The organism is Hymenobacter sp. FMD4, from assembly GCF_058932745.1.
In genome coordinates this window covers 47,809-69,970 of sequence record NZ_JBZYWH010000005.1, presented here as the reverse complement: position 1 = coordinate 69,970, position 22,162 = coordinate 47,809, and the positions used below count along the sequence as shown (strand labels likewise).

The following is a 22,162-nucleotide window of genomic DNA, read 5'->3' as shown; positions in this document are numbered from 1 at the left end:
CTCAAGTTTATCAGCTATTTATTTCAGTTAATGCAACATTCTTAGTACCATATCTGTCTAATCCCTACTTTTAGCAACAACCGTTTCTGCGCTGTCGCCCCCATAATGCGTGCACTCCGTTCTCATATAGCCATTTTGCTGCTGCTCTGCTTTGTGCGGGTGCTGCTGCCGGAGTCGGCTGTATTGGCGCTGCACCGGCACGCACACACGGAACACGCCGAACAGGACACGTCGTATACTGGGAAGGACACGCACAAGGCTTTGCTGTCGGCCAAGCATCAGCACTGCCCCGTCGACCATTTGTACGATGTACCATTTCAGCCATCGGCAGAGCTAAAACTGGAATCGGTAATACAGGCCTATGCGCCGCTACAGCGGGTGCATGGCCAATCGGTCTGGAAAGCAGCAGCGCCTTCCGCTACCCATCTAAGGGGCCCACCCGCTTTAGTCTGATTACGTATGCCCGGCAGCTGACCTTCGGCCCGGGCTTGGTTTGTTGTTGCGTCTTGGGCTGATAACGGCCCTGCAAATCAACAAGCCCCTTTTCATCAGACTATTTCCTCAATTTCATGCTTATCCGCTTAGCGGCGGTCCTGCTGTGGGCAGGGCTGTGCTGGGGCGTAGCGGGCTTAGCCGCTGCCCAAAGCACTTGCTCATTGCCATTAGCCGGACGCGTCACGGACCATGAATCGGGCGAGGGATTGGCGGGCGCTACGGTAGTGTTGCTGCCAAGCCAAGAAGCCACTCAAACCGATTCCGAAGGCCATTTTGAATTCCACGTTTGCGCCGGCACCTACCGGATGCAGGTCCGCTTTGTGGGTTACCGTACCGAGGAAATTGAGGTGCGGGCCAGTGGCGCAGTAGTCCGTAATTTTCAGCTGCACCCCGATGCCGTGCTGCTGCGCGGCGCAGTGGTGCATGGGCAGCACCTTGAACAGCCCCATTCGCAAGTCCATAGTTCGCTTAGCGGTCAAGAGCTGGCCTCAACGCGTGGCCAAGCCTTGGGTGAAGCTTTGCGAAAGATTGCCGGGGTATCGGTTATCCAGACTGGCTCCAGCATTTTTAAGCCGATGATTCATGGGCTGCACTCCAACCGGGTGGCCATTATGAACAACGGCGTTCGGCAGGAAGGCCAGCAGTGGGGCCAAGAACACGGTCCCGAAATCGACCCGTTCATTGCCTCAGAGCTATCCGTGGTGAAAGGCGCGGCAGGCGTGCGCTACGGCTCCGATGCCGTGGGCGGCGTCGTGCTGGTGCAGCCCAAGCCGTTGCGCGACTCGGCTGGCGTGGGTGCCGAGCTGAACCTGGTGGGCATGTCCAACAATGGCATGGGAGCAGCCTCGGCCACCGTGGATGGCAACTTGCGCCAGCAGCCCGCGCTGAGCTGGCGCCTGCAAGGCACGATTAAGCAAGCGGGCAACACCCGGGCTCCCGAATACTGGCTCGACAATACCGGCTACCAGGAACGTAATTTCTCGGCAGCCCTAGGCTGGCAAAAAGAGCAATATGGCTTTGAAGCCTTCTATAGCCAGTTCAACTCGCGCATCGGCCTGTTGAGCTCCGCTATTGTGGGCAACCGGGCCGACCTCGAAGCAGCTATTCGGCGCGGCCGCCCTACTGGTAATAATAGCTTTAGCTACGCCATCAACCGCCCTTACCAGCAGTTACAACATGACCTGGCCAAGCTTACGGGCTTTGTAAAGACAGGCCGCGGCAGCCGACTAACGGCTACGGTGGCCAACCAGCGAGACTTCCGCGACGAGTACGACATCATCCGGACTACCAGCGACGCGGGACGCCGCAACCTGCCTCAGCTCAGCTACCAGAATTACACCACTACCGGTGAAGCGGTGTGGGAGCACCCGCACTTTGGCAATTTCAGTGGCAGCGTGGGGTTGAGCGGCACTTACCAATACAACCGTTACGCTGGTGGCACCCGCCAGTTCATTCCCTTCTACACCAACCTAACCGGCGGTGCCTTCCTGATTGAGCAATGGCAGCACGACCGGCTGCTGCTGGAAGCTGGGGTACGGCTCGACCGGCGCGACCTCAGCACCAAGCGGCTGACCCGTGGCTTTGCCACCGACTCGACTTCTTTCTTTGGAGTAGAACGCAACCGGTTTCAGTTCTGGACTCCCGCAGCCTCAGCCGGGGCGGTATACGAAGCCAATTCGCACCTGACGCTACGCGCCGATGCAGCCCTGGTGCAGCGGGCACCGGCGGCCAATGAACGGTATTCGCAAGGCGTGCACGGCGGCGTTTACGAGGAAGGCTATGATGTGGCACGACTCAGCGGCGCGGCACCTCTCCGGCCCGAAACGGCGCGCAACCTCAGTGCCACGGCCACGCTGCACGACAACCCGCGCCTCAACGGCGAGCTAACCCTGTATCAGAACCACATTGATGGGTATATCTACCAAGTAATCGGCGAGCCGATTACCACCATTCAGGGCACTTTCTTACCCTGGCGCTTTCAGCAGACCGACGCGGTATTCCGCGGCCTCGATGCAGCGCTGAGCTACTCGCTGGCACCGGGCTGGCTGCTCAGCGGCAAGGCAGCTATGGTGCGCGCCCGCAACCTGACGCTCGACACCTACATGATTTACGTGCCCGCCGACCGCTTTGAAGCGGCACTGCGGCGCGACTGGGCAGGCCGGGCTGGAGCCCGCACTACCCGCTACTTCGCCGCGCTGAGCGGCACTGCAGTGCGCCGCCAAACGCGCGTACCTAACGAAAGCTACGACCCTCAACCAGCCCCCGCTGGCTACGGCTTGCTTGGAGCCGAAGTGGGCGCCACCATCCGGCTGGGCCGCGTGCCCGTGGATGTAAGCCTGACCGGCACCAACCTGTTCAATGAACGCTACCGCGAGTACCTGAACCGCTTCCGCTACTTCGCCGACGACATGGGCCGCAACGTGACCCTACGCCTGCGGGTGCCGCTGGGATTCAGCTCAAACCGCGCTTCCAATTAACATTCCACTTTCTCACCATCACTTCCCCATGAAAAAAGTAACCTTCCGTCCGTTCCTCGCCGCCCTGCTGCTGGCCGTACCCCTGTTCACCATCACATCGTGCGGCAAAGATGACCCGGAACCTGAGGAGGAAAACGAGTTGATTACGACGGTACGCTACACCCTGACCCCAACGGCAGGAGGCCAGGCCGTAACCGTGGAATGGAAGGACCTGGACGGTGACGGCGGCAACGCACCCACTATCGGAACGCTGCGCCTGAACCCCAACATGAGTTACACCGGCACCCTCTCTTTCCTCGACGAATCGAAGAGCCCGGCCGAGGACATTACGGCCGAGGTACGCGCCGAAAACTACGACCACCTGGTGGTGTACGTGCCGGCACCAGCCAACCTGATGACCGTAACGCGCACCGACCGCGACCGGAATAACCTCGAGGTAGGCCTTTCGACCACTGTGCAGACGACCAGCGCCGCCACCGGCTCGCTCCGCGTGACGCTGCGCCACCAGCCCGGTACCAAAACCGGCCAAGCCGAGCCCGGCTCCACCGACGCTGACGTGACGTTCCCGGTGGTCATTCAATAAAGCATTGTGTGCTGCTGCGGCAGTTCACTACCCCCCTCTCCATTGGTTTGGTTTGGAGAAATTGGGGAAGGCACCGGCCATTGGCCGGTGTTTTCTTTTTCAGGCTAAGTCTGCCCTCACTCGCTCCGGGCACTACCTGTCTATAAACTCTGCCGCTAATTCTATAGTCTTCTGCCTAGGCCCGCAACCATAGTGGGGGGCCAATTTGTTTTCTTCTCATTCGAACCTGTGCCTTTGGCAATTGACCGATTTGGCTGCCCTGTACGCCTATCAGTAAGAATCGGGCGGCTACCACTACGGCCCTTCGTATCGTACTTTACTTATGGCGCACCATCATCACGATCATAGCCATGGATATCACCACGCTCCTGCCAATTTTGGGAAGGCGTTTGGCTGGGGCATTGGGCTGAATATCGCCTTTGTCGCGGCCGAGGCAGCCGGCGGCTGGTGGGCCAATTCGTCGGCTTTGCTGGCCGATGCGGGTCACAACCTTTCCGACGTGCTGAGTCTCGCGCTGGCTTGGGGTGCCATACGCCTGGGCAACAAGCCAACTTCGGCGCGCTACACGTACGGGCTCAAAAGCGCGACCATTCAGGCCGCGCTGCTGAACGCGGCGCTGCTGTACGTGGCGCTGGGATTCATTCTGTGGGATACCATCGACCACCTGCGCCACCCCGAGCCGGTAAACGGCCAAGTGGTGATGCTGCTGGCGGGGCTAGGCATCGTAATAAATGGCTTTACGGCCTGGCTTTTCAGCCGCGGGCACGGCGGCGACGTGAACATTCGCGGTGCCTACCTGCACATGCTCACCGACGCGCTGGTGTCGGCGGGCGTGGTGGTGGGCGGCGCCCTAGTGTACTTCACTGGCTGGCTCTGGCTTGATCCGGCCATTAGCTTTGTCATTCTGGGCGTCATTGCCATCGGCTCATGGGGGCTGATGCGCGAAACGGTGCAACTCAGCCTGCAGGCCGTGCCACATAGTATAGACCCAACGGCCGTGCGGCAGTTCCTACTGGCGCAGCCCGGCGTAACCGATGTGCATGACCTGCACATCTGGCCCCTGAGCACCCGCGATACAGCCCTGACGGCCCACCTCGTACGGCCCAGCGGCACCGACAGCCAATTCTTGCACCACCTGCAACACCAGTTGCAGGACGAGTTCAATATCGGTCACATCACGGTGCAGATAGAGCCGGGCGCCTGCACGCACGCCAGCTGCGACGCGGTGCATTCTTAAATAGCAGTGCAGATAAGCCACGTTTCCTTTGAATCCCCCTTGACCATCTATAAGCATTGCTTCTGAGGCAAATCTTCGTAATCTGCAGCTATACTTCGCTTACGCATGGCTCAGATTACTACTCCTCCCACCCCTCCTTCCAAAACTACTTCCCTGCTGAATGCGGCTGTTGTCGTGGCGGCGCTGGGTTACTTCGTCGATATCTACGACCTCATCCTGTTCAGCATCGTGCGGGTGGATAGCCTAACCGACCTTGGTATCAGTGGTGCAGCCCTAACCACAGAAGGCACGCACCTGATATCTATGCAAATGGGCGGCATGCTCCTGGGCGGCATTCTGTGGGGTGTTCTGGGAGACAAGCGCGGCCGGCTTTCGGTACTGTTTGGCTCTATCTTGCTGTATTCGCTGGCCAACATTGCTAACGGCTTCGTGCAGACGGTGGACCAATATGCCTGGCTGCGCCTGATTGCTGGCATCGGTCTGGCTGGGGAACTGGGCGCGGGCATCACGCTGGTAGCCGAGACGCTGCCCAAAGAAAAGCGTGGCTACGGCACCATGATAGTAGCCACGGTGGGCGTATCGGGTGCAATGCTGGCTTACTGGGTGGGCGAGGCGTTGGGCTGGCGCAATGCCTATTTCGTGGGCGGCGGCTTGGGCTTGGCGCTGCTGGTGCTGCGTGTGAGCGTGTTTGAATCGGGCATGTTTGAACAGGCCAAGCAGCAGGACGTGAGCCGTGGTGACTTTTTCAGCTTGTTCACCAACGGGCCGCGCCTGCTCAAGTATGTAAAGTGCTTGCTCATTGGGGTGCCGCTGTGGTTTGTAGTGGGCATCCTGATTACGCTGGCCCCGGAGTTTGGGCGGGCCTTAGGCATTCAGGGCGAAGTGACGGCCGGCCTGGCCGTGTTCTGGTGCTACTTCGGCTTGGTGTTCGGTGATTTTGCCAGCGGCACGCTCAGCCAGCTGTTGCGCAGCCGAAACCGGGCGCTGCAAATTTTCCTAGCCTTTTGCGGTGTACTAGTAGGCGTGTACTTGTTTGGCCTGCGGGGCGCCACTCCTACCATGTTCTACACCTGCTGTTTTGTGCTCGGTTTATCGGTGGGCTTTTGGGCGCTGTTTGTGACGGTGGCCGCCGAGCAGTTTGGCACCAACTTGCGGGCTACCGTGGCTACCACTGCCCCCAACTTTGCCCGCGGCTCGGTGGTAGCGTTGGTTCCCATTTTCAACGGGCTGGCTGCTGCGCTGGCAGGCCCCGATCAGGCCCCCAACCTCATTTTGAGCGGCGCCGTGGTGGGCGCGGTTTCATTACTAATTGCTTTTTGGGCTGTAAGCACGCTACCGGAGAGCTACGGCAAAGATTTGGACTACGTAGAAGTTTCGTAGCCAGCAGCGGCGGAACTGCCAAGGCCCCGAAAGCGTACTCAGGCTATACTCTCTCCTTCCCGACCATGAAAAATTTTCTACTCGGAACGCTATTTGGTGCCGGCCTGCTGCTAGCTGCTCCTGCTTGGGCGCAGGTGCCGCCGCCTTCTGCTCAGACGGGCCCGACTACAGCTCCGGCCAACGCTCCGCAACCCAACGCCCCTACCGGTGAGCAAGCTGCGATGGTGCCCCAAGTCAGCACGCCGCCTTACAAGCCCAGCAAAGCCAACAAGGAACGGGAGCAAGCACAGGAAAACTTAGCCCGCGAACGGGAGCGCGCCGAACGCGACGAAGAAAAAGCCCAGCGTCGCGGCAAACCCCAGGACTAAGCTCTCCTCCTTCATCTTCACGCCTTTCCTGCATGCCTGAAGCTCGCTTCACCCGTCGTTACTATTGGCCCCATCACTTTTTGCTGGTGCCGGCAGCGCTTGTCATGGCATTCTACACCGGCCGGCGCTACGCCGCCGTAGCCGGCGACGACACCGACGAGTCTAGGCTTTGGTTTAGCGTAGCGGTGCTGGCTGTGCTGCTACTGGGAACCCTCATCATGCTTCGGCAGCACTACGCCCTGCAGCTGCAGGACCGCGTAGCCCGGTTGGAAGTACGGCAACGCTACTTTGAACTGACGCAGCAAAGCTTTGGGCCTTTGGAGCAGCAATTGAGTATGGGCCAGATTCTGTCTCTGCGCTTCGCCTCTGACGCGGAAATGCCAGTCTTAGCGCAAGCGGCGGTCCGCGAACGGCTGGCTCCGGCCGATATTCGCGCTCAGATCAAGCAATTCATTCCAGACCACATGCGGGTCTGATCAAATGGCTGAACGGTTACCCGTTTAACACCCGGCCAGCCATTTAACCACCAAGTTTATGATTCTTTACAACGTAACCAGCAGCGTCGATCCGGAAGTAGCCGAAAAGTGGCTGACGTACATGCGCGACGTGCACATTCCGGACGTAATGGCTACCGGATTTTTTCTGCGGAGTCAGATCTGCCGCCTACTCAATGAAGAAGAGGACGGCTTCACTTATGCTACGCAGTACTACTGCATTAGCATGGAGCAGCTGGAAGAATACCAGCGAGTGGCCGCTCCCGGCTTGCGTGCCGATCTGGAAACTCGCTTTCCTGGCCAGTACGTGTCGTTTCGCACCGTGCTGGAGGTAATCGAATAGCGTCCCCCATCCTATTATCAAACGTCGCTTCGTGCGCCGCTGAGAACTACGCTGGGCTCAAGCCAGACTGGTAATTACCAGCAGCTTGGCCCGCGGAAGATTCTTTGGCAGCGCCCGGAGCGACGTTCGTTTTTTATGTATTTTCCGTCACTGATTCCACTTGTTCCTGCCTGTGCCATGAACCTGAATCCCATCGTGCTGTCCATCCCGATTTACTTCACGCTCATCGGCATTGAGCTCTTGGTAGAACGGCTGCAGCACCGGGAGAAGTACCGTTTCCACGATGCCATTACAAACATCAGCTGCGGCATGACCTCGCAGATTTCGGGCGTTTTCCTGAAGGTGGCGGTCATTGGAGGCTACGAACTGCTGTACACGCACGCCCGGCTGTTCGATATTCCGCGTACCTGGGCCACCGGTGTACTACTCTTCGTGCTGGCCGACTTGTGCTATTACTTCGCACACCGCTACTCGCACGAGATTAACTTCTTCTGGGGTGGCCACGTGGTGCACCACCAAAGCGAGGACTACAACCTATCAGTCGCTTTACGCCAAAGCTCACTGCAGGGCCTGTTCACTTTTCTGTTCTACCTGCCGCTGGCCGTTATTGGCTTCGAAACGGAGTTCTTCGTGTACGTTTCGGCGCTGGTGACCATCTATCAGTTTTGGATTCATACGGAGTTCATCGGCAAGCTCGGCCCCTTGGAGTGGGTGCTGAATACGCCTTCGCACCACCGCGTGCACCACGGCCGCAACCCCAAGTACATCGATAAGAATTACGCTGGCACCTTCATCATCTGGGACCGAGTGTTTGGCACGTTTCAAAAGGAAGAGGAAACGCCGGTGTACGGCATTACTACGCCCGTGCGCTCCTGGAATCCAGTGTGGGTCAACTTTGGGCACTACTTCCAAATGGCCGAGCAACTCCGCCAGACGCCCGGCTGGTGGAATAAGCTCCGCGTGATGTTTGGGCGTCCCGGCTGGCGGCCCGCCGAGCTAGGCGGCCCTTACCAGATTCCGGAAGTAGCCGCCGATGCGTATCAGAAATACTGCACCAATGCTCCGGCCACCGTCAACCGCTACGTGTTTGCGCAATACGTGGTACTTCTGGGTATTGCAGCGGTGTTTCTGTTCACGCACAAACAAATGGACCCTGCCCTGCGCTGGCTGGTAGCAGGCTGGTGCACATGGGCTGCATTGGCTTGTGGCGCCCTATTTGAGGCGAAGCGCTGGGGCTACTGGCTGGAACCGCTGCGCGTGGTAGCGTCGTTGGGCTTGCTGCTGATGGCCTTGCAAAGCCAGCCCTGGCTGAATGTCGCTCTCGTCGCAGGAGGAATTTATCTAGTGGCCTCGTTGGCGTGGCTGTATTCGTTTCGGCAGGTCTTTGCGCCTGCAGTTAAGCCACCGCAGGTGGCATACGCTCAGGCGTAAGCAGCGACAAGCATATATCAGCCTCTATATTTGATGGCTATTAAATCTGCTATGCGTTCCTTACCTAAAATAGTGGTTGGCTTTGTGGTGCTGTTTGGGCTTTACCAACTGCCCGAAGGCTCGCAATACTGGCTCCGCAACGACTACCTCTTCCTGGGCCTGATGCTGCTGATGCTAGTAGCCGCTCATTGGGTGGCCAAGTGGCAAAGCTATTCCGGCTTAGGAGCCTACGGGCTGCGCTGGCATCCTGGCTTTGGCCGAAATCTGCTGTTGGGCTTGGTGCCGGGTGTGGTGCTCCCAAGCTTGGCTTTCGGGACTTGTGTAGCGCTCGGCATTACGCGCGTGGCGGCCGTACCAGCACTGCCAGCGCTGCTCAGCGGCACCTTGCTGTTTGTGCTTGGCACTCTAGCTCCTTCTATGGCTGAAGACGTGCTTACGCGGGGCTACATACAGCGGCACTTTAGGCAACGGCTTACCGGGGCACAGTTCGTGGGACTGACCTCAGTTCTGTACTTGCTCAATCACATTTATCGGTTGGCCAACGGCCCGACCACCTGGGTGTTTTTGCTGGTGGTGGGCGTAAGCCTGGCTTTACCGCTCGTGTTTACACGTTCCTTGTGGTACACCGTGGGCGTGCACTGGGGCATGAACGTCGTGTATCAAGTCACCAACAACGTTATCCGGACGGAGGCAGTAGCGGATCAACCCAACGCGACGTGGGTCCTGACTGGTTTTATGGTGCTGAGCATTGCCGTTCATCCCTGGCTGTGCCGCTTCGCCGTTCCTAATGACGACTCCAAGCTGCGCTGGCGAACGACGAATTCCGATCAGCCTGCCGCCACGGCCGCTTCCACGGCCGGGTCGCAGCGGTAGGCGCTCAGTTCGGCGGCCGTCAGAGTGCCGTTGTGCCACTCCGGGTCGAGGCTAGCCCCGATTTTCTTGTAGAAACCAATGGCTGGCTCGTTCCACTCCAGCACCTGCCAGCGCAGGCGATGGGCACCGGTGCGCCGCGCTTCAGCCACCACCGCATCAAAAAGCTTACGCCCGATACCGGTGTTACGCGCGGCCTCTGTCACCACCAAGTCTTCCAAGTAAAGCATGCGCCCTTTCCAAGTGGAATAAGCCGTATAGTACAGCGCGATACCTAAGATGCCCTGCTCCTGAGCCTCGGCCACGAAAAAGCCGAAAATAGGATTGGGGCCGAACCCATCGCGGCGCATGTCATCCAGGGTATTGGTGACTTCGTCGGGGGCCCGTTCGTAGACAGCCAGCTCCACAATGAGCTCATGGACGCGGGGCAGATCGGCTTCGGTGCCGCGACGGATGCGGAGGTTGGTGAGGGCTAGCATAGCAGGCTGGATTAGAATACAAAAGAAACGCCCGCCTTCCGGTTTGGAAAGCGGGCGTTCAGGATAAGCTTCTGAAAGAAGCTGCCGCCTACATTACGGGCTGCATCTTCTTGATTGCATCGGTGGCGTTTACAGCGCTGATTTCCTGGCGAGCTTGTTCGGCAGCTACAGCGGCCGAATCAGCACCAACGGCTGCGGGGGGAAGAGCGGGCAATTCAGCCGCAGCTCCGGACTCACGTACCTCTAGGTCAGGATTGCTGCAGGCCGAAACCGACAGCATAGCGCCGGCAACGAGGCCGAGCATCAGCAGTTTTTTCATATGAAGAGTGGAAAAAGTCAAGGCGTACCCTATTGGCGGGGCGAAGATACGTCGCAGATTGAAACCGATTTCGCTGCTTACGCTGATTTCTGATTGAGGGTCAATCCAAATCAAACATCTTCGGCGCCGCCAGCGTCTGCTGTGGCAGAAGGCCAAGAGGCCGATCCTCCGGTGTCAAGGTCCAAAGGAACCGGCCATTGGCAAGGTTATTTCAGATTCGGATACGGGTTCACGCCCATGTTGGCGTAAGCAAACGACCACACATCGGCCCACTCGTCGATGAGCAGCTTGGTGCTTTTGCCCGCGCCGTGGCCGGCATTTACATCGATGCGAATAAGCTGGGGCCAGGGACCGGCGTTCTTCTCCTGCAAGGTGGCCGCGAACTTAAATGAGTGCGCGGGCACCACCCGGTCGTCGTGGTCGGCGGTGGTAATCATAGTAGCGGGGTAGCTGGCCCCAGCTTTCAGGTTGTGCAGCGGCGAAAACTTGTAGAGGTTCTGAAACTGCTCGTAATTATCGGAGGAGCCGTACTCGGGTACCCAGTTCCAGCCAATGGTGAACTTCTGATAGCGCAGCATGTCCATCACGCCCACAGCCGGGAAGGTCACACGGCAGAGGTCAGGCTTCTGCGTCATGGTAGCGCCCACGAGCAGGCCGCCGTTGGAGCCGCCCGCAATGGCCAGCTTCTCGGTGCTGGTGTAGCCCTGAATCTTGAGGTATTCAGCCGCCGCAATGAAATCGTCGAACACGTTCTGTTTGTTGGGCGTCATACCAGCTTTGTGCCAGTCCTCACCGTATTCACCGCCGCCACGCAGGTTCGGAATAGCCAAAATGCCACCGTTTTCGAGCCACAGCATACGTGCTACGGAGAACGAGGGCGTAAGGCTCACGTTGAAGCCGCCGTAAGCGTAGAGATAAGCTGGGTTCTGCCCGTTCAGCTTCAGCCCCTTTTTATGGGTGATAAACATGGGCACTTTGGTACCATCCTTGGAGGCGTAGAACACCTGGGTGGTCACATAGTCATCGGGGTTCACATCTACCTTGGGCGCGCGGAACACGGTGCTCTGGTTCGTGGCCAAGTCGTACTTATAAATAGTAGTCGGGTAGGTGAAGGACGTGAAGGCGTAGTACACAGCCTTGGAATCCTTACGACCGCCGAAACCCGAGGCCGTGCCGAGGGCTGGTAGTTGCACATCGTGCAGGAACTTGCCGTCTTCGTCGTACACTTTGATCAGCGACGAGGCATCCTTCAGGTAGGTAGCTACCAACTTGCCGCCCACGTGGTCGAGGCCCTCCAATTTGTTCTCCGTTTCGGGCAGTACGTTCTTCCAGTTGGCTTCAGCCGGCTGTTTCGGGTCGACGGCCACTACGCGGTAGCGCGGGGCTTTGTAGTTGGTGTACACCAGCAGGCGGCCGCCCACATTGCCCACCACGCTCATGTCGGACTCATAGTTGGAGCCGAGCATGGCCCACTTGCCGGCTTGCTTAGCATCGGCCAGGTCGCGTACGGCCAGCTTGTTGCCGTCGGACTTGCCATCGGTCAGGTACAGGCTGAGAAACCGCTCGTCTTCCGTCACCGAGGCCACGCGGAAGCCTAGGGCCATCTGCTTGTTTTCATACACCAGCTTATCAGCCGACTGCGGCGTGCCGAGCTTGTGGTAATACACCTTGTGGTACTCGTTTTTGCCGGAGAGCTTGTTTTCACCGGCTTTCGGCTGGTCGTAACCGCTGTAGTAAAAGCCGTCTTTGGCCCAGGCCACGCCCGATACCTTCACCCAATTCAGCTCATCCTTGAGCGGCTTGCGCGTCTTGAGGTCGAGCACGTGGATGGTCTGCCAGTCGGAGCCGCCGCCTGAGGTGGTATAGGCCATGTACTTGTGGTCGTTGGAAAAGTACGTGCCGCTGAGCGCGGTAGTACCGTCCTTCGAGAAGGTATTTGGATCCAGCAATACCTCGCCTTCGCCCTGCTGACCTTTGCGCTGCACGTACAGCACCGCTTGGTTTTGCAAGCCGTTGTTTTTCTGGTAGTAGAGGTAGTCGCCCTCTTCCTGGGGCACGCCGTACCGCTCGTAGTTCCAGATCTGGGTGAGCCGTTCGCGGATTCGGTCGCGGTACGGAATCTGGTTTAGGAAACCGAAAGTCACCTTGTTCTGGGCCTCTACCCAAGCCTTGGTTTCGGGCGAGTCAGGGTTTTCGAGCCAGCGGTACGGGTCGGCTACCGAGGTGCCGTGGTAATCGTCTTTGTGGTCGACTTTCTGGGTTTTGGGGTAGTCGAGAGCTACCGTTTTGGCTGGCTTTTCAGATTCAATCACAGGCTTTTCGGTAATGGGTGCCGTGGCGGTCGGCTGGTTCATTTGCTTAGCCGGCCCGCAAGCCGCCAGCAAGACCAACGTAGCGCCAAGGATGGGTGAGGTTGATTTCATAGGAGTTGGGAAGTATCAGGGGAACTTGTGCAAAATAGCCAGCAACAAGGAAAGCGCGATGCAGCGCGAGCTAGGCTAGCCCGCCCCACATTCATCGCGCCATGCGAGCGTAACAAGGCTTCAGGCCAAGGGTACCATTGCGAATGCGGGCTACGAAGACCACGCTACATAGTTTGACTATTGCGCTTTTACTGTCGCCGCGTCCATCTTCCCAATCTTGGGAATAACCTGAATCAGAAAGCGCTTGTTGTCGCCTTCGCGGCGGCCTGTGTAACGGCCGGTGCCAAAGAAACCGCTGCCCCCGATGATTAGCTCCACGGAGCGGTCCTGGCCGAAGTTCAGGCCGTTTTGTTTCCAGAAGTTCAGCAGGTTCAGGGCCCGGCGGTAGCTGAGCTGGTAAGTTGTCTGTTCCTCCTGCTGGTTGCGCGGGTCGCCCTGGGGGTAGCGCGCTGCCATGCCCTCCACGATAACCAGGTACCGTACGGGCAGTTCCGTCCGGATGGCGCGCAGGCGCTGCTGCAACAGGCGGCCGGCGCGCATAAGGGCGGGTTTGTATTGGTCCTGGATTTCATCGCGGCCGGCTTTGAACTGCACGTCCACGCGCAGCTCGTACCGTTCATTGCTAGGATCGTAGCGGAAGTAGTTGCCCTCCAATCGCCTGAGCGACTCCCGGATACGCTGAATCTGCTCCAGTTCTTGTGCCTTCACCTTCAACTCGCCTAGCAGTTGACGCTGCTCCTGCTCCCGGTCGCGAAACAGCTTGAAGCTGTACACAAACAAAACCAGCATGACAATGAACAAGCTGGTCATCAAGTCCACGTAGCTGGGCCAGAAGAAATCGGAACGTTGCGGGTCGGCGCTGGGCATGAATATGTGATTTACGTTTTCCGTTCTGATTGGTACTATTGACGGCGTTAAGTTCTTGTCAATGTCTACCGCTCAACCCCTGCCTACTGCCGCCCGTCCCTCTCCTACTCCTACCGTCGGGGCAGGTTTCGGCCTAGGTATTTTCGGCTTAGGCGCGGGTCTGATGCTACTTGGCACCCGAGTCCTCATCCCAGCCTTGCACCAAGCTACTGGTCTGGAAATCGTAGCCTGCTGGTTTTTGGTAGCCGGGCTTGGGGTATTTACCCCATTGGTAGGGTTGGGCTTTTGGTTGCTACACCGTGAAGGGGCCCTACAACAGCCTCGGCTTTGGTCAGCCCGGCTACGGTTTCGGCGACTAAGTTCCCAAGATTGGCGCTGGACGTTCGGAGCCATTGTGGTTATCGGAGCGTTGAGCACGGGCATTATGGGTTTGTTGCAGCTGGGGCTCGGGCACGTAGACCATCAGCCACCCTTCATGGCCATGCAGCCGCTCACGCCCGATCGGTATTGGGTGCTGGCATTGTGGCTACCGTATTGGGTTTTCAACATCATGGGCGAAGAATTTATCTGGCGTGGGGTGCTGCTGCCGCGACAAAAACAAACGCTGGGGCGGTGGGCCTGGCTACTGAACAGCGCGGGCTGGGCACTGTTCCACCTCGCTTTCGGCTGGCAACTACTGCTGATTCTGCTTCCTATTCTGGTGGTAGTGCCTTACGTGGTGCAGCGGCAACAGAATACGTGGATTGGCGTCATCATTCACGCGGTGCTGAACGGACCGAGCTTTTTGGCTATTGCCTTTGGGTTGATGTGAGGCGGGTCAATATGTCAAGTTTCTTTTAGCTTTATCAACCTACAGTTTCGTTATCATGGCCTCCAAAGAAGAATTCAAACGTCGCAAAGAGCTACTGGCAACCCTAAAGCAAAAAGCACGAGCTGAGAAACTAGCTAATGTTCCTTTACCTCTCTCAGATTTAGCAGCACTGTTCAATTACTTGGATGAACAGCTAAGTGAAGTCGAGTGCGACGACACCTTACGCCTGACACAAGAGTTTGCAGATCAACGAAAGGTTGACTACAGTGTGCTTAAGCCTTGGTTAGCACAATATGGCGGCCACTATGATTGTGAAGTGCTAGCCAATGTGGAAGAGAAGTTTGAGGATGTGCTTTAGTTACTCCTTCACCCCACCAAACAGCTTATCCATACCGCGCTGCAAGCGGTTTTTTGCCGTAGCCCGGCGCAGAATATCGTTCATCACCGTCAGCTCCGCCAGCAGTTTGGCGTCTACCTGCGCGTCGAGCTCCACTTTGCGCAGCAGTTCGCGCTGCGTAGCCGATACATCACGCGTCAAAGCTTCCTGATTGGCTTTGACGTCCTTCAGTGGATCGAGCTGCCGTAGAATCCGCTCGAAGGCGTTGTCTTCGTTGATTTTGCGGAAGTACTCGCCCCACTTCTCGTAAGCCTGCTGGGCGTCGCGCTCGTGGTGCTCCAGGCGGCGTCGCATCAACTCCGTGAGGTGCAGGGAAGCTTCGTCGAAGTACTGCTCGGTGCGGGCCGCCAGGTTGCCCATCTCCGTTTGGTGACGCTGGAAGAAGTCGAGCTGGCGCTGAATCAGGTTGTCGTGCTGGCCGATGTACTGGCCTAGGTTGTTGATGCCGCGCTCGAAGCCAGTAAGGCGGTCCAGAATGCTGGCGACCATAAGGCCGCTCTCGGTACCCTTGTCCAGCATCTGGTTCAGGCGCTCTTGGTAACCCGTAAACTGCCCAAACAGCTCCGCCGACTCGCGCACCTTCTCAAACACGGCCAAGTTGGCCTGCGCCATGCGGTCGAAGCCGATTTCTTCGAGCTTCACCAGGAAGTCGCGCTGCACCCGGATGTTTTCGGTGATGGTGTTCAGGATGGGCTCGAACAGCGTCACCTTACCCACAAAATCCTGGTTGAAAGCATCGAGAACCCCCTTCAGCGTCGAAAGGCTGTTGGCCATGTCGTTGTGCAGAATGGGCAGCAGTCGGGCTTGCAGAAAGGTGAAGTACTGGTTTTGGCGCTGGTCACGTTCGGCGCGGGCATGGCGCAGTACGCTGTTGCCAAACAAAGTCAGCATCAGGCCCATGAAGGAACCCACCATGGCAATGAGCACGCCCGTGAGAAAGGGCGTGAGGGCGTCGTCATCGGTGATGCCCTGCCGAGCCAAGCTCACTAGGCCTAGAATTACGCCTAGGAAGGTACCGAGCAGACCGAGATACAACGGAGTAGCTACGTTGGCCTGCGCGCTGGACTCGGGCCCTTGGGCCTGCCGAATGGCAATGTCTTTCAGGATGCCAAAATCAGCTGCGGCGCCTTTGTTGTGGCGCAGGTACTCGTTGGTGTCCTGAATGATTTCGCGAAAATCATCCGACGATTCATCGGCCTTGATGATGTCTATGGGGTAAGCATCGGCCGGCGCATCGGCGGCGTATTCGGCCATGTCGCGGCCGTCGGGCGTCACCAGCCGGTGCTCTATGCGCAGCGCCGACTTGGGCGGGTACAGCGCTGCCAGCCGCCGGGCCTGCGTGCGTGTTCGGATAAAGGCCCGTGCCTGCAGCGCCACGATGACGGCAATGACGACCAGTTCAAGTATAATTTCGAGCATGGAGTAAAGCGTCAAAAAACAAAACTGTCATCCTGAGCAAAACGAAGGACCTTGAGCCGCTTAAACGGCCTACGTTAGATAGCAACTACCCGAACGTGATAAGGTCCCTCGCTCTGCTCAGGATGACAGAACCAAAATACGCTACTCAAACCGAATAGCTGCCTTATTCTCAATCTGCCAAGCCGAGCCGACTTTGCGCAAGGTGCCCGGCTCATCGGTGATGATGCGTGACACCGGGCCCGCCGGTGGCTGGTAGCGGCAGGCTTCGCGCAGGGAGTACTGGGCGCTCTGGATGGCGTAGGCGTGCACCGCCTGATTGGGATTGACGCGGAATGTGGCCGCATCGGGCCGCTGTGGGTCGGGCGTGATTTCGTAGATGCTGTCGTGCTGGGCCGTGCTGTGCAGGTCGTAATCGGAGAAGCCGCCATTCACGGGCACCTTCACATAGAAATGACCTACCGGCACCGGCTCCGGCACATGCGGTACGGGCGCTACCGGAGCCATCGGTGCGGGCGGCGGCAGCTGTACAGCTGTCAGGTTATTAAAATCGTCGCGGTCTGATATAGTGGGCGAAGCTACCGGAGCAGGCGGTGGGGCCACCGGCGGATGATACTGCGGAGCGGCAGGCTCGGCGGCTACTGGCTGCGGGGCCGGAGCTACTACCTGTGGCGCAGCTACCACTGGCGCCGCGGCTGGACTAAAAACTGGGGCCGGAGCGTGCTGCGGAGCAGCGGCAACGTTTTGTCGCTTTGGTTCTGGTGCCAAGGTGGGCATGGCGGGCTCGGGCGCAGCCGTGGGCCGGCCGTGGGGCCGCTCATCAGCTAAGCGTTGGCGCACCAGCTGATCTACTAGCTCCTCAATCTTGCGGCGCTGCGAAAACGTTAGTTCGCTCTGCGTTTCCACTGCCGAAGCTCCCCCACCGGCCGAGGTAGTTTTCATTGAGTCCAGCTCCGAACGGTGGCGGCGATTGGAGCTGCGCAGCTCGCTGATGTGGTTGCGCAGCACCCGCCGCTCCAGAAACCAGAGCACCAAACTCAGCAGCGACAAAATCAAAGCAATTGGCCCAAACAGCCGAGTCATCGGGCTTTCGGAGGCCGCGGCTTGGGAAGGGGTAGCCATGAGTTGCTCGTCTTCGGCGTCGGCGTTCAGCATAGACTCGCCGCCGGCCATGGTGGTGCTATCGAAGCTCTCAACTGCGGTAGCTGGCTCCAAGCGCCCAATGTCGTTCGGAATGGGAGTTCCCTGATTCAGGTAAGCATCAAACGAAGCTTTGAGCCGTTCCACCTGCGCCATACGGGCCGCGTCTTTGCGGCGAACCGGCGAGGAACTGAGCGCACGCACGATTTCAGTGGAGAGCTTTTGTAGCCGGGCCTGGTCGTTGCCGAGGCCTTTGTACACGTTGCCTTTCACTTCCAGCGGCTGATACAGGCGCGAGTACACGCGTTGGCTATCAGCCCGGATGCTGGTCTCGAAGTCTTGCAGCGAGCCGCCGCAACGCAGCGTGTTGTTCAGGTTCGAGCGGCCGTTGTCGTTGTACACAAAGCGGGCCGTGGCGCACCAGATCTGGGTTTTCTTTTCGTCCAGCGTGGGCTGGCCCAGTTGGGTTTGGGCGTGGGCCGTGAGAGCAGCTGCAAACAGACTGGTAGCCAAAAAAGCCGCACGGAAAATATTATGCATCAGTTTTCTGTAGGTCAAAGGTTAAGCAGTCAGCGAAATGCTATTTGCTGTTAGGCCTCAAGTAGCCGTAGATTCTGAAGATGCCGTCTTCTTCTGAAAAAGGTATAGAGTGCTTTTCGAGGGACGCTCTGAGCCAAGAGGTGAAATTGGTTTGGACGTCTGCAACCAACCAGCCGACACGTTCGCGTTTGATTGGGTCGAGGTCCATCCATTCGATATATCTGTTCTCACTACTCCTCACGCTTTCCCAATCAAGATGTGAGAAGTCGTAGGTTTTTTCATCTAATAAGTACCTGACGCGAACTTGTGGCTCGAACTCAGGATTAGACGTCATTGCATCTGCCAGTTCCCGCCACTTTGTATTGTTCATGCCGGAAGCAAGCTGATTGGCGTAGATGTACTTAGTTAGCAGATCTTCTTTCATAAGCTTCACTTCGTTCTGGCGGCACGGACGCCCATCAACTACCCCGGCTTTGGCTAAAGCCAAAGCTTCCCCTCCTCAGATGAGGAGGGGAGCTTGACGTTCTGGCTTAGCCTTGCAGCAACTCCCGGCTGAGGTTGTACAAAGACTGCTTCAGCGGCAGGAAGAACAGCGTTTCGGGCAACGTTTCCTCTGAGCCCAGGTTGCGTTCCATCTGGTGCAGGCCCAGGTTCAGGCTGTCTTCTACTTCGCGCAGCATAAACTCCAGCACCCGGCCACGGTCGATATCGACGCCAACTTCGCGCATAAGCGGGGCCACGTCTTCGTTGGTTAGCACCAACTCCAGGAAGTTGCGCATGTTGTCGAGCACTGCCTGGCGCATATCAGCATCCACGCCGCGGGCTTTCAGGCGCAGATTGCCGATTTCGGGGCCATCCTGAGCGCCCACGAGGCGAATGTTCTGGATGCTGTTCACATCCGGCGCCGACTGACTTTCCTCAAATAGCACGCCGCCATTAGTAGTGGCTTCCTTGGGATTATCGGCCAGAATTACGCGGAAGTTCTGCGGCGGCTCCTGCCCCGTCACGGCCTTCAGTACCGCCTTGGAGATACGCTCGATGGCACCCATGCTACTACCACCGGCCAGCAGGCGCAGGTACAGGCTGCCCTTGCCCGAGAAGCACAGGTAGCGCGGCAGCTTCAAGCCTAAGTGCTGGCTGAGCTGACCTACGTGGTAAATGATGCTGGTGTAGTGCAGGTAAAAGAGTACCCGTAGCTGCCGGCCCTTGCCCAGCGCCAGGCTCTGCGAGAAGCGCAGGGCGTCGTCGTAGAGGAAGAGCAAGGAGGTCACGTCGGCCGAGCCGAAGTCGTTGTTGTTGAGCGCGGCGCGCAGGTAGCCTTTGTACTCGGTGTTCTGCTCTGAGTCGGGCAGGCTTTCTACGTGGCTCACGCCGAGGCGCAGCAAGCCGTTCTGCTTGGGCGCGCCTTGTACGCGGGCGTAACCGTCGCCCCACAGGTCGTTGCCAGCGAAGCGGAACGAGGAACTGAAAGCGGGACGCGAGTTGGCAAACACCAAGAGGTCGGTGGTGCCACCGCCAATGTCGATGTTCACTACGTTCTCGTCGCGGCTCGGCACCACTTGGTTCGTAGCCGTGAGGTAGTAGTACGGCGCCACCGATTCGGTAAGCGTGAGCGTGTCGCGGCGGGTGCGGAACACCTGCTGGAACGCCTGGTCCCACTTGTCCTTGAACTGATTGCGCAGGAAAGCATCAAAGCTCAGTGGCGCAAACCACACCACGCGCGTGTCTTCCATGATGCCGCCGTTCAGGGCCGCTTTGTGCTTGAGCAGCAGCATTACCTCACGGAAGAAGGCCTCAATGCGCGTCACCCCGCCCGGGTCCAGCTCCGCCGACCACTTCAGGTTGGTCACGAAGCGGTTTTGGGGCAGCTCCGCCGACGTTTCGGTATTGATGCTGAAGCCGATGTTGATGTTGCCGAGCACGCGGGCCGGCTCGTTCGGGAAGGTGCTCGTTTCGCACACCGCCGTACGCACCGGGAAGGCATAGCCCGCGCCGCCTTCTCCGATGAAGGAAGGCACAAACTCGCGGTTTTGCAGGGTGGCAATGTCGCCCTGCAGCTGCTGTGCGCCCTGGCGGTAACGCTGCGCGCCAGATAGGCCTTGGTCGGGCAGCGGGGCGTGCAGCCAGGTTACCTGCTGATCGATTTCGCCGATGGTGAGCGGGCGCGGGTGGCTGCTCGGCCCGTCGGAGTAGGCAATGTGGGTGTTGGTGGTACCGAAGTCGACGGCGAAGGTGAAGCGGCGCGTACCGCGGTCCAGCTCTTTCCAGCGTGGCACCATCAGGCCGCGGGCCGGCGCCAGGCCGGGGCCGGCTGGGCACACTAGCTCGGCCACATCAAAGTGCGTGCCCGTGACTTCGTAATAAGTACTGCCGGCAGTGTTGATGCTCTTGCGCGTCCGCTCGTAGCGGGTGGCACGGCGGGCAGCACCTTGGTCGGTAATCCGTTCCCCGCCCACAAAGAACTCCACCGCGTACTGCTTCTGCAGCTGCGCCGGGCCGTTGTCAGCATCCACGAGCATCACCTTGTACAGGTCATTGTACTCGGGTTGCTGGCGGAATTTGTAGAACGGGAACACGCCCAAGCCCACGTTGGCCCGCACGATGCGGCCTTTCTCCGGGATTTCGCGGCCCTGCTCGTCCTTGGGGTTCTGCGGATTCTGGTAGTAGCTGCGCTCCAGCGTAATGAAACGCCCTTGCTGCACCGGCACCCGCAGGCTTACGCGCACGTGGTTCAGGTCGATGGTGAAGTGCAGCAGTTCGGCCAGATCGTGCTCGGTGAAGTACTCGAAGAAGGCGGGTTGCAGGGGCAGCAGGTACGGGAAGCGTGCCCGGCCCTGAGAGTCAGCCCCGTACTGGAATGTGACGCGGCCGGTGTGGTAGCGCTCCGAGTTCAGTTCGTAGGGCAGCTCCACCAAGGAGTCGGCCAGCAAGTCGCCCACCGTCAGGTAGGGGTATTTGAAGCCTTTGCCGGGCAGCACGCGGCTGCTCATGGGCTGCTCGTCGATGTAGGGCACGAAGGTGCGGTCGTCCCAAGGCTGGCCGTTCAGGTAGTTTACGCCGCCCATGGCCAAGTTGGGGCGCAGTACCAGTGGCCGCACCTGGCCCTGCAACAGCTCGCGCGTCGGCTGAATGAACAGGTCGGAGCTGGTGACGGCCGTCTGGTCGCCGCGGCCGGGCAGCGGGATGTTGCGCACGTAGGCCGGGTTGCCCTGCACGTCGGTGAGGCTGGGGTAGCGCGCAGCGAAGGTCTGAGCGTTCCGGTCGCCCTGCAGCTGCATCTGGCTGATGCGGTTGCGGTCGAGAGTGCCGAATACGCGGTGAGCGAAGGTGCGGTCCTGCAGACGCGGGAAGGTCAGGAACAGCTCATACACGAAGTCCTGGAACGCGGGGTCGCGCTGCTCCAGGCTCACGTATTGCTGGTCGAAGTAGCGGCCACCGGCGCGGGGGCGCTCCACATCGAGCACCGGCACGGCGGGCGCGGTGAAGAGCAGCGTCAGCGGCGAGGTGCCGCCCAGCAGGCGCGGTCCACCCGCTAGGCCCGGCGACTCGTAGAAAATCAGGTACAGATCGGGCGTCTCGCGGAACCGCTCGTCCTGCCAGAACAAGCGCAGGGTGTCGCCCAACAGACGGGTGTTGGGGTCGGCCTGCATGCGGCCCAGCTCGGCCTCGGCGTTCCAACGGCGCAGCGTGATGCGGCGGCCGGCCTGCGAGTAGAGGTGATAGTTATAGAGCAGCTCCAGCAAGTCCCAGTAGTGCGAGACCAACTCGTGGTACACCGAATTGGGGTTGCGGTTGCCCTCCCGCGCCACAAAGTCGAAGGCCGTTTCGAAGAGGTGCATCCGCGCGAAGGGCGTCGGGATGGACACCGCCAGATTGCGCGTACGGCCGCCCGTGGGGTCGGTGATGGTGTTGATTTCGGTGCTCGTGAGCGGACCGGTCTGTTGCCAGCCCTGGATTTGCTGTGAGCCGCTGTTGTGCAGGCGGAGGACTTTGGGCATGCGAAGGAGAAAGTCTGTTTAGAAGAACGAACTCCCCTCCTCAGTTGAGGAGGGGTGCCCGAAGGGCGGAGTGGTTGACAATCGTTGAATGATT

20 protein-coding genes are annotated in these 22,162 nt (G+C 58.9%); 12 read left to right on the top strand and 8 right to left on the bottom strand.

The features are described from left to right. Positions 1 to 105 precede the first annotated feature (105 nt). From AC5FXY_RS07075 to AC5FXY_RS07030, 10 genes are all read left to right on the top strand, one after another. A complete protein-coding gene (locus AC5FXY_RS07075) occupies positions 106 to 453 on the top strand; it encodes a hypothetical protein (protein WP_493555951.1) in 348 nt (115 codons plus the stop codon). A gap of 116 nt (positions 454 to 569) precedes the next feature. Continuing rightward, the gene (locus AC5FXY_RS07070) at positions 570 to 2,972 is read left to right on the top strand and encodes a TonB-dependent receptor (RefSeq protein ID WP_493555950.1); all 2,403 of its coding nucleotides are present in this window, start codon (positions 570 to 572) and stop codon (positions 2,970 to 2,972) included. 28 nt (positions 2,973 to 3,000) lie between these two features. Then, positions 3,001 to 3,555, top strand: a complete 555-nt coding sequence (locus tag AC5FXY_RS07065) for a hypothetical protein (protein ID WP_493555949.1) — start codon at positions 3,001 to 3,003, stop codon at positions 3,553 to 3,555. Between the two features lie 322 nt (positions 3,556 to 3,877). Then, positions 3,878 to 4,792, top strand: a complete 915-nt coding sequence (locus tag AC5FXY_RS07060) for a cation diffusion facilitator family transporter (RefSeq protein ID WP_493555948.1) — start codon at positions 3,878 to 3,880, stop codon at positions 4,790 to 4,792. Between the two features lie 105 nt (positions 4,793 to 4,897). Next, positions 4,898 to 6,172: an MFS transporter gene (locus AC5FXY_RS07055; protein ID WP_493555947.1), complete on the top strand. Its 1,275-nt coding sequence runs from the start codon at positions 4,898 to 4,900 to the stop codon at positions 6,170 to 6,172. A 65-nt stretch (positions 6,173 to 6,237) separates the two neighbouring features. Then, complete coding sequence (locus AC5FXY_RS07050) at positions 6,238 to 6,540, top strand: hypothetical protein (RefSeq protein ID WP_493555946.1); 303 nt, start codon at positions 6,238 to 6,240, stop codon at positions 6,538 to 6,540. Positions 6,541 to 6,572: 32 nt separating this feature from the next. Continuing rightward, on the top strand, positions 6,573 to 7,016 hold the full coding sequence (locus tag AC5FXY_RS07045; RefSeq protein ID WP_493555945.1) for a DUF6526 family protein: 444 nt from the start codon (positions 6,573 to 6,575) through the stop codon (positions 7,014 to 7,016). A 58-nt stretch (positions 7,017 to 7,074) separates the two neighbouring features. Beyond that, the gene (locus tag AC5FXY_RS07040) at positions 7,075 to 7,377 is read left to right on the top strand and encodes a DUF4286 family protein (RefSeq protein WP_493555944.1); all 303 of its coding nucleotides are present in this window, start codon (positions 7,075 to 7,077) and stop codon (positions 7,375 to 7,377) included. A 177-nt stretch (positions 7,378 to 7,554) separates the two neighbouring features. Further along, the gene (locus AC5FXY_RS07035) at positions 7,555 to 8,808 is read left to right on the top strand and encodes a sterol desaturase family protein (protein WP_493555943.1); all 1,254 of its coding nucleotides are present in this window, start codon (positions 7,555 to 7,557) and stop codon (positions 8,806 to 8,808) included. A gap of 51 nt (positions 8,809 to 8,859) precedes the next feature. Then, the gene (locus AC5FXY_RS07030) at positions 8,860 to 9,681 is read left to right on the top strand and encodes a CPBP family intramembrane glutamic endopeptidase (RefSeq protein ID WP_493555942.1); all 822 of its coding nucleotides are present in this window, start codon (positions 8,860 to 8,862) and stop codon (positions 9,679 to 9,681) included. Here the strand turns inward: AC5FXY_RS07030 and AC5FXY_RS07025 are convergent. The 4 genes from AC5FXY_RS07025 to AC5FXY_RS07010 form a co-directional block, all read right to left on the bottom strand. Beyond that, positions 9,636 to 10,157, bottom strand: a complete 522-nt coding sequence (locus tag AC5FXY_RS07025) for a GNAT family N-acetyltransferase (RefSeq protein WP_493555941.1) — start codon at positions 10,155 to 10,157, stop codon at positions 9,636 to 9,638. The two genes, AC5FXY_RS07030 and AC5FXY_RS07025, sit on opposite strands and share 46 nt — an antisense overlap. 88 nt (positions 10,158 to 10,245) lie before the next feature. Next, the gene (locus AC5FXY_RS07020) at positions 10,246 to 10,476 is read right to left on the bottom strand and encodes a hypothetical protein (RefSeq protein ID WP_493555940.1); all 231 of its coding nucleotides are present in this window, start codon (positions 10,474 to 10,476) and stop codon (positions 10,246 to 10,248) included. 206 nt (positions 10,477 to 10,682) lie between these two features. Then, a complete protein-coding gene (locus AC5FXY_RS07015; RefSeq protein WP_493555939.1) occupies positions 10,683 to 12,899 on the bottom strand; it encodes a prolyl oligopeptidase family serine peptidase in 2,217 nt (738 codons plus the stop codon). Between the two features lie 177 nt (positions 12,900 to 13,076). Further along, a complete protein-coding gene (locus AC5FXY_RS07010; protein WP_493555938.1) occupies positions 13,077 to 13,766 on the bottom strand; it encodes a hypothetical protein in 690 nt (229 codons plus the stop codon). Between the two features lie 61 nt (positions 13,767 to 13,827). Between AC5FXY_RS07010 and AC5FXY_RS07005 the strand changes: the two genes are divergently transcribed. Together AC5FXY_RS07005 and AC5FXY_RS07000 are read left to right on the top strand one after the other, a co-directional pair. Next, on the top strand, positions 13,828 to 14,577 hold the full coding sequence (locus tag AC5FXY_RS07005) for a CPBP family intramembrane glutamic endopeptidase (protein ID WP_493555937.1): 750 nt from the start codon (positions 13,828 to 13,830) through the stop codon (positions 14,575 to 14,577). A 55-nt stretch (positions 14,578 to 14,632) separates the two neighbouring features. Then, on the top strand, positions 14,633 to 14,935 hold the full coding sequence (locus tag AC5FXY_RS07000; protein WP_493555936.1) for a DUF2695 domain-containing protein: 303 nt from the start codon (positions 14,633 to 14,635) through the stop codon (positions 14,933 to 14,935). On the opposite strand, the gene AC5FXY_RS06995 is transcribed toward AC5FXY_RS07000, so the two are convergent. The 4 genes from AC5FXY_RS06995 to AC5FXY_RS06980 all read right to left on the bottom strand — a co-directional run bounded on the left by AC5FXY_RS06995 (position 14,936) and on the right by AC5FXY_RS06980 (position 22,068). Further along, the gene (locus AC5FXY_RS06995) at positions 14,936 to 16,393 is read right to left on the bottom strand and encodes a hypothetical protein (RefSeq protein ID WP_493555935.1); all 1,458 of its coding nucleotides are present in this window, start codon (positions 16,391 to 16,393) and stop codon (positions 14,936 to 14,938) included. Positions 16,394 to 16,534: 141 nt separating this feature from the next. Continuing rightward, positions 16,535 to 18,070 carry a hypothetical protein gene (locus AC5FXY_RS06990; protein WP_493555934.1) on the bottom strand — a complete coding sequence of 512 codons (1,536 nt, stop codon included), beginning with the start codon at positions 18,068 to 18,070 and terminating at the stop codon, positions 16,535 to 16,537. Between the two features lie 40 nt (positions 18,071 to 18,110). Then, positions 18,111 to 18,494, bottom strand: a complete 384-nt coding sequence (locus tag AC5FXY_RS06985) for a DUF6678 family protein (protein WP_493555933.1) — start codon at positions 18,492 to 18,494, stop codon at positions 18,111 to 18,113. A 106-nt stretch (positions 18,495 to 18,600) separates the two neighbouring features. After that, complete coding sequence (locus tag AC5FXY_RS06980) at positions 18,601 to 22,068, bottom strand: hypothetical protein (RefSeq protein WP_493555932.1); 3,468 nt, start codon at positions 22,066 to 22,068, stop codon at positions 18,601 to 18,603. Between the last annotated feature and the right edge of the window lie 94 nt (positions 22,069 to 22,162).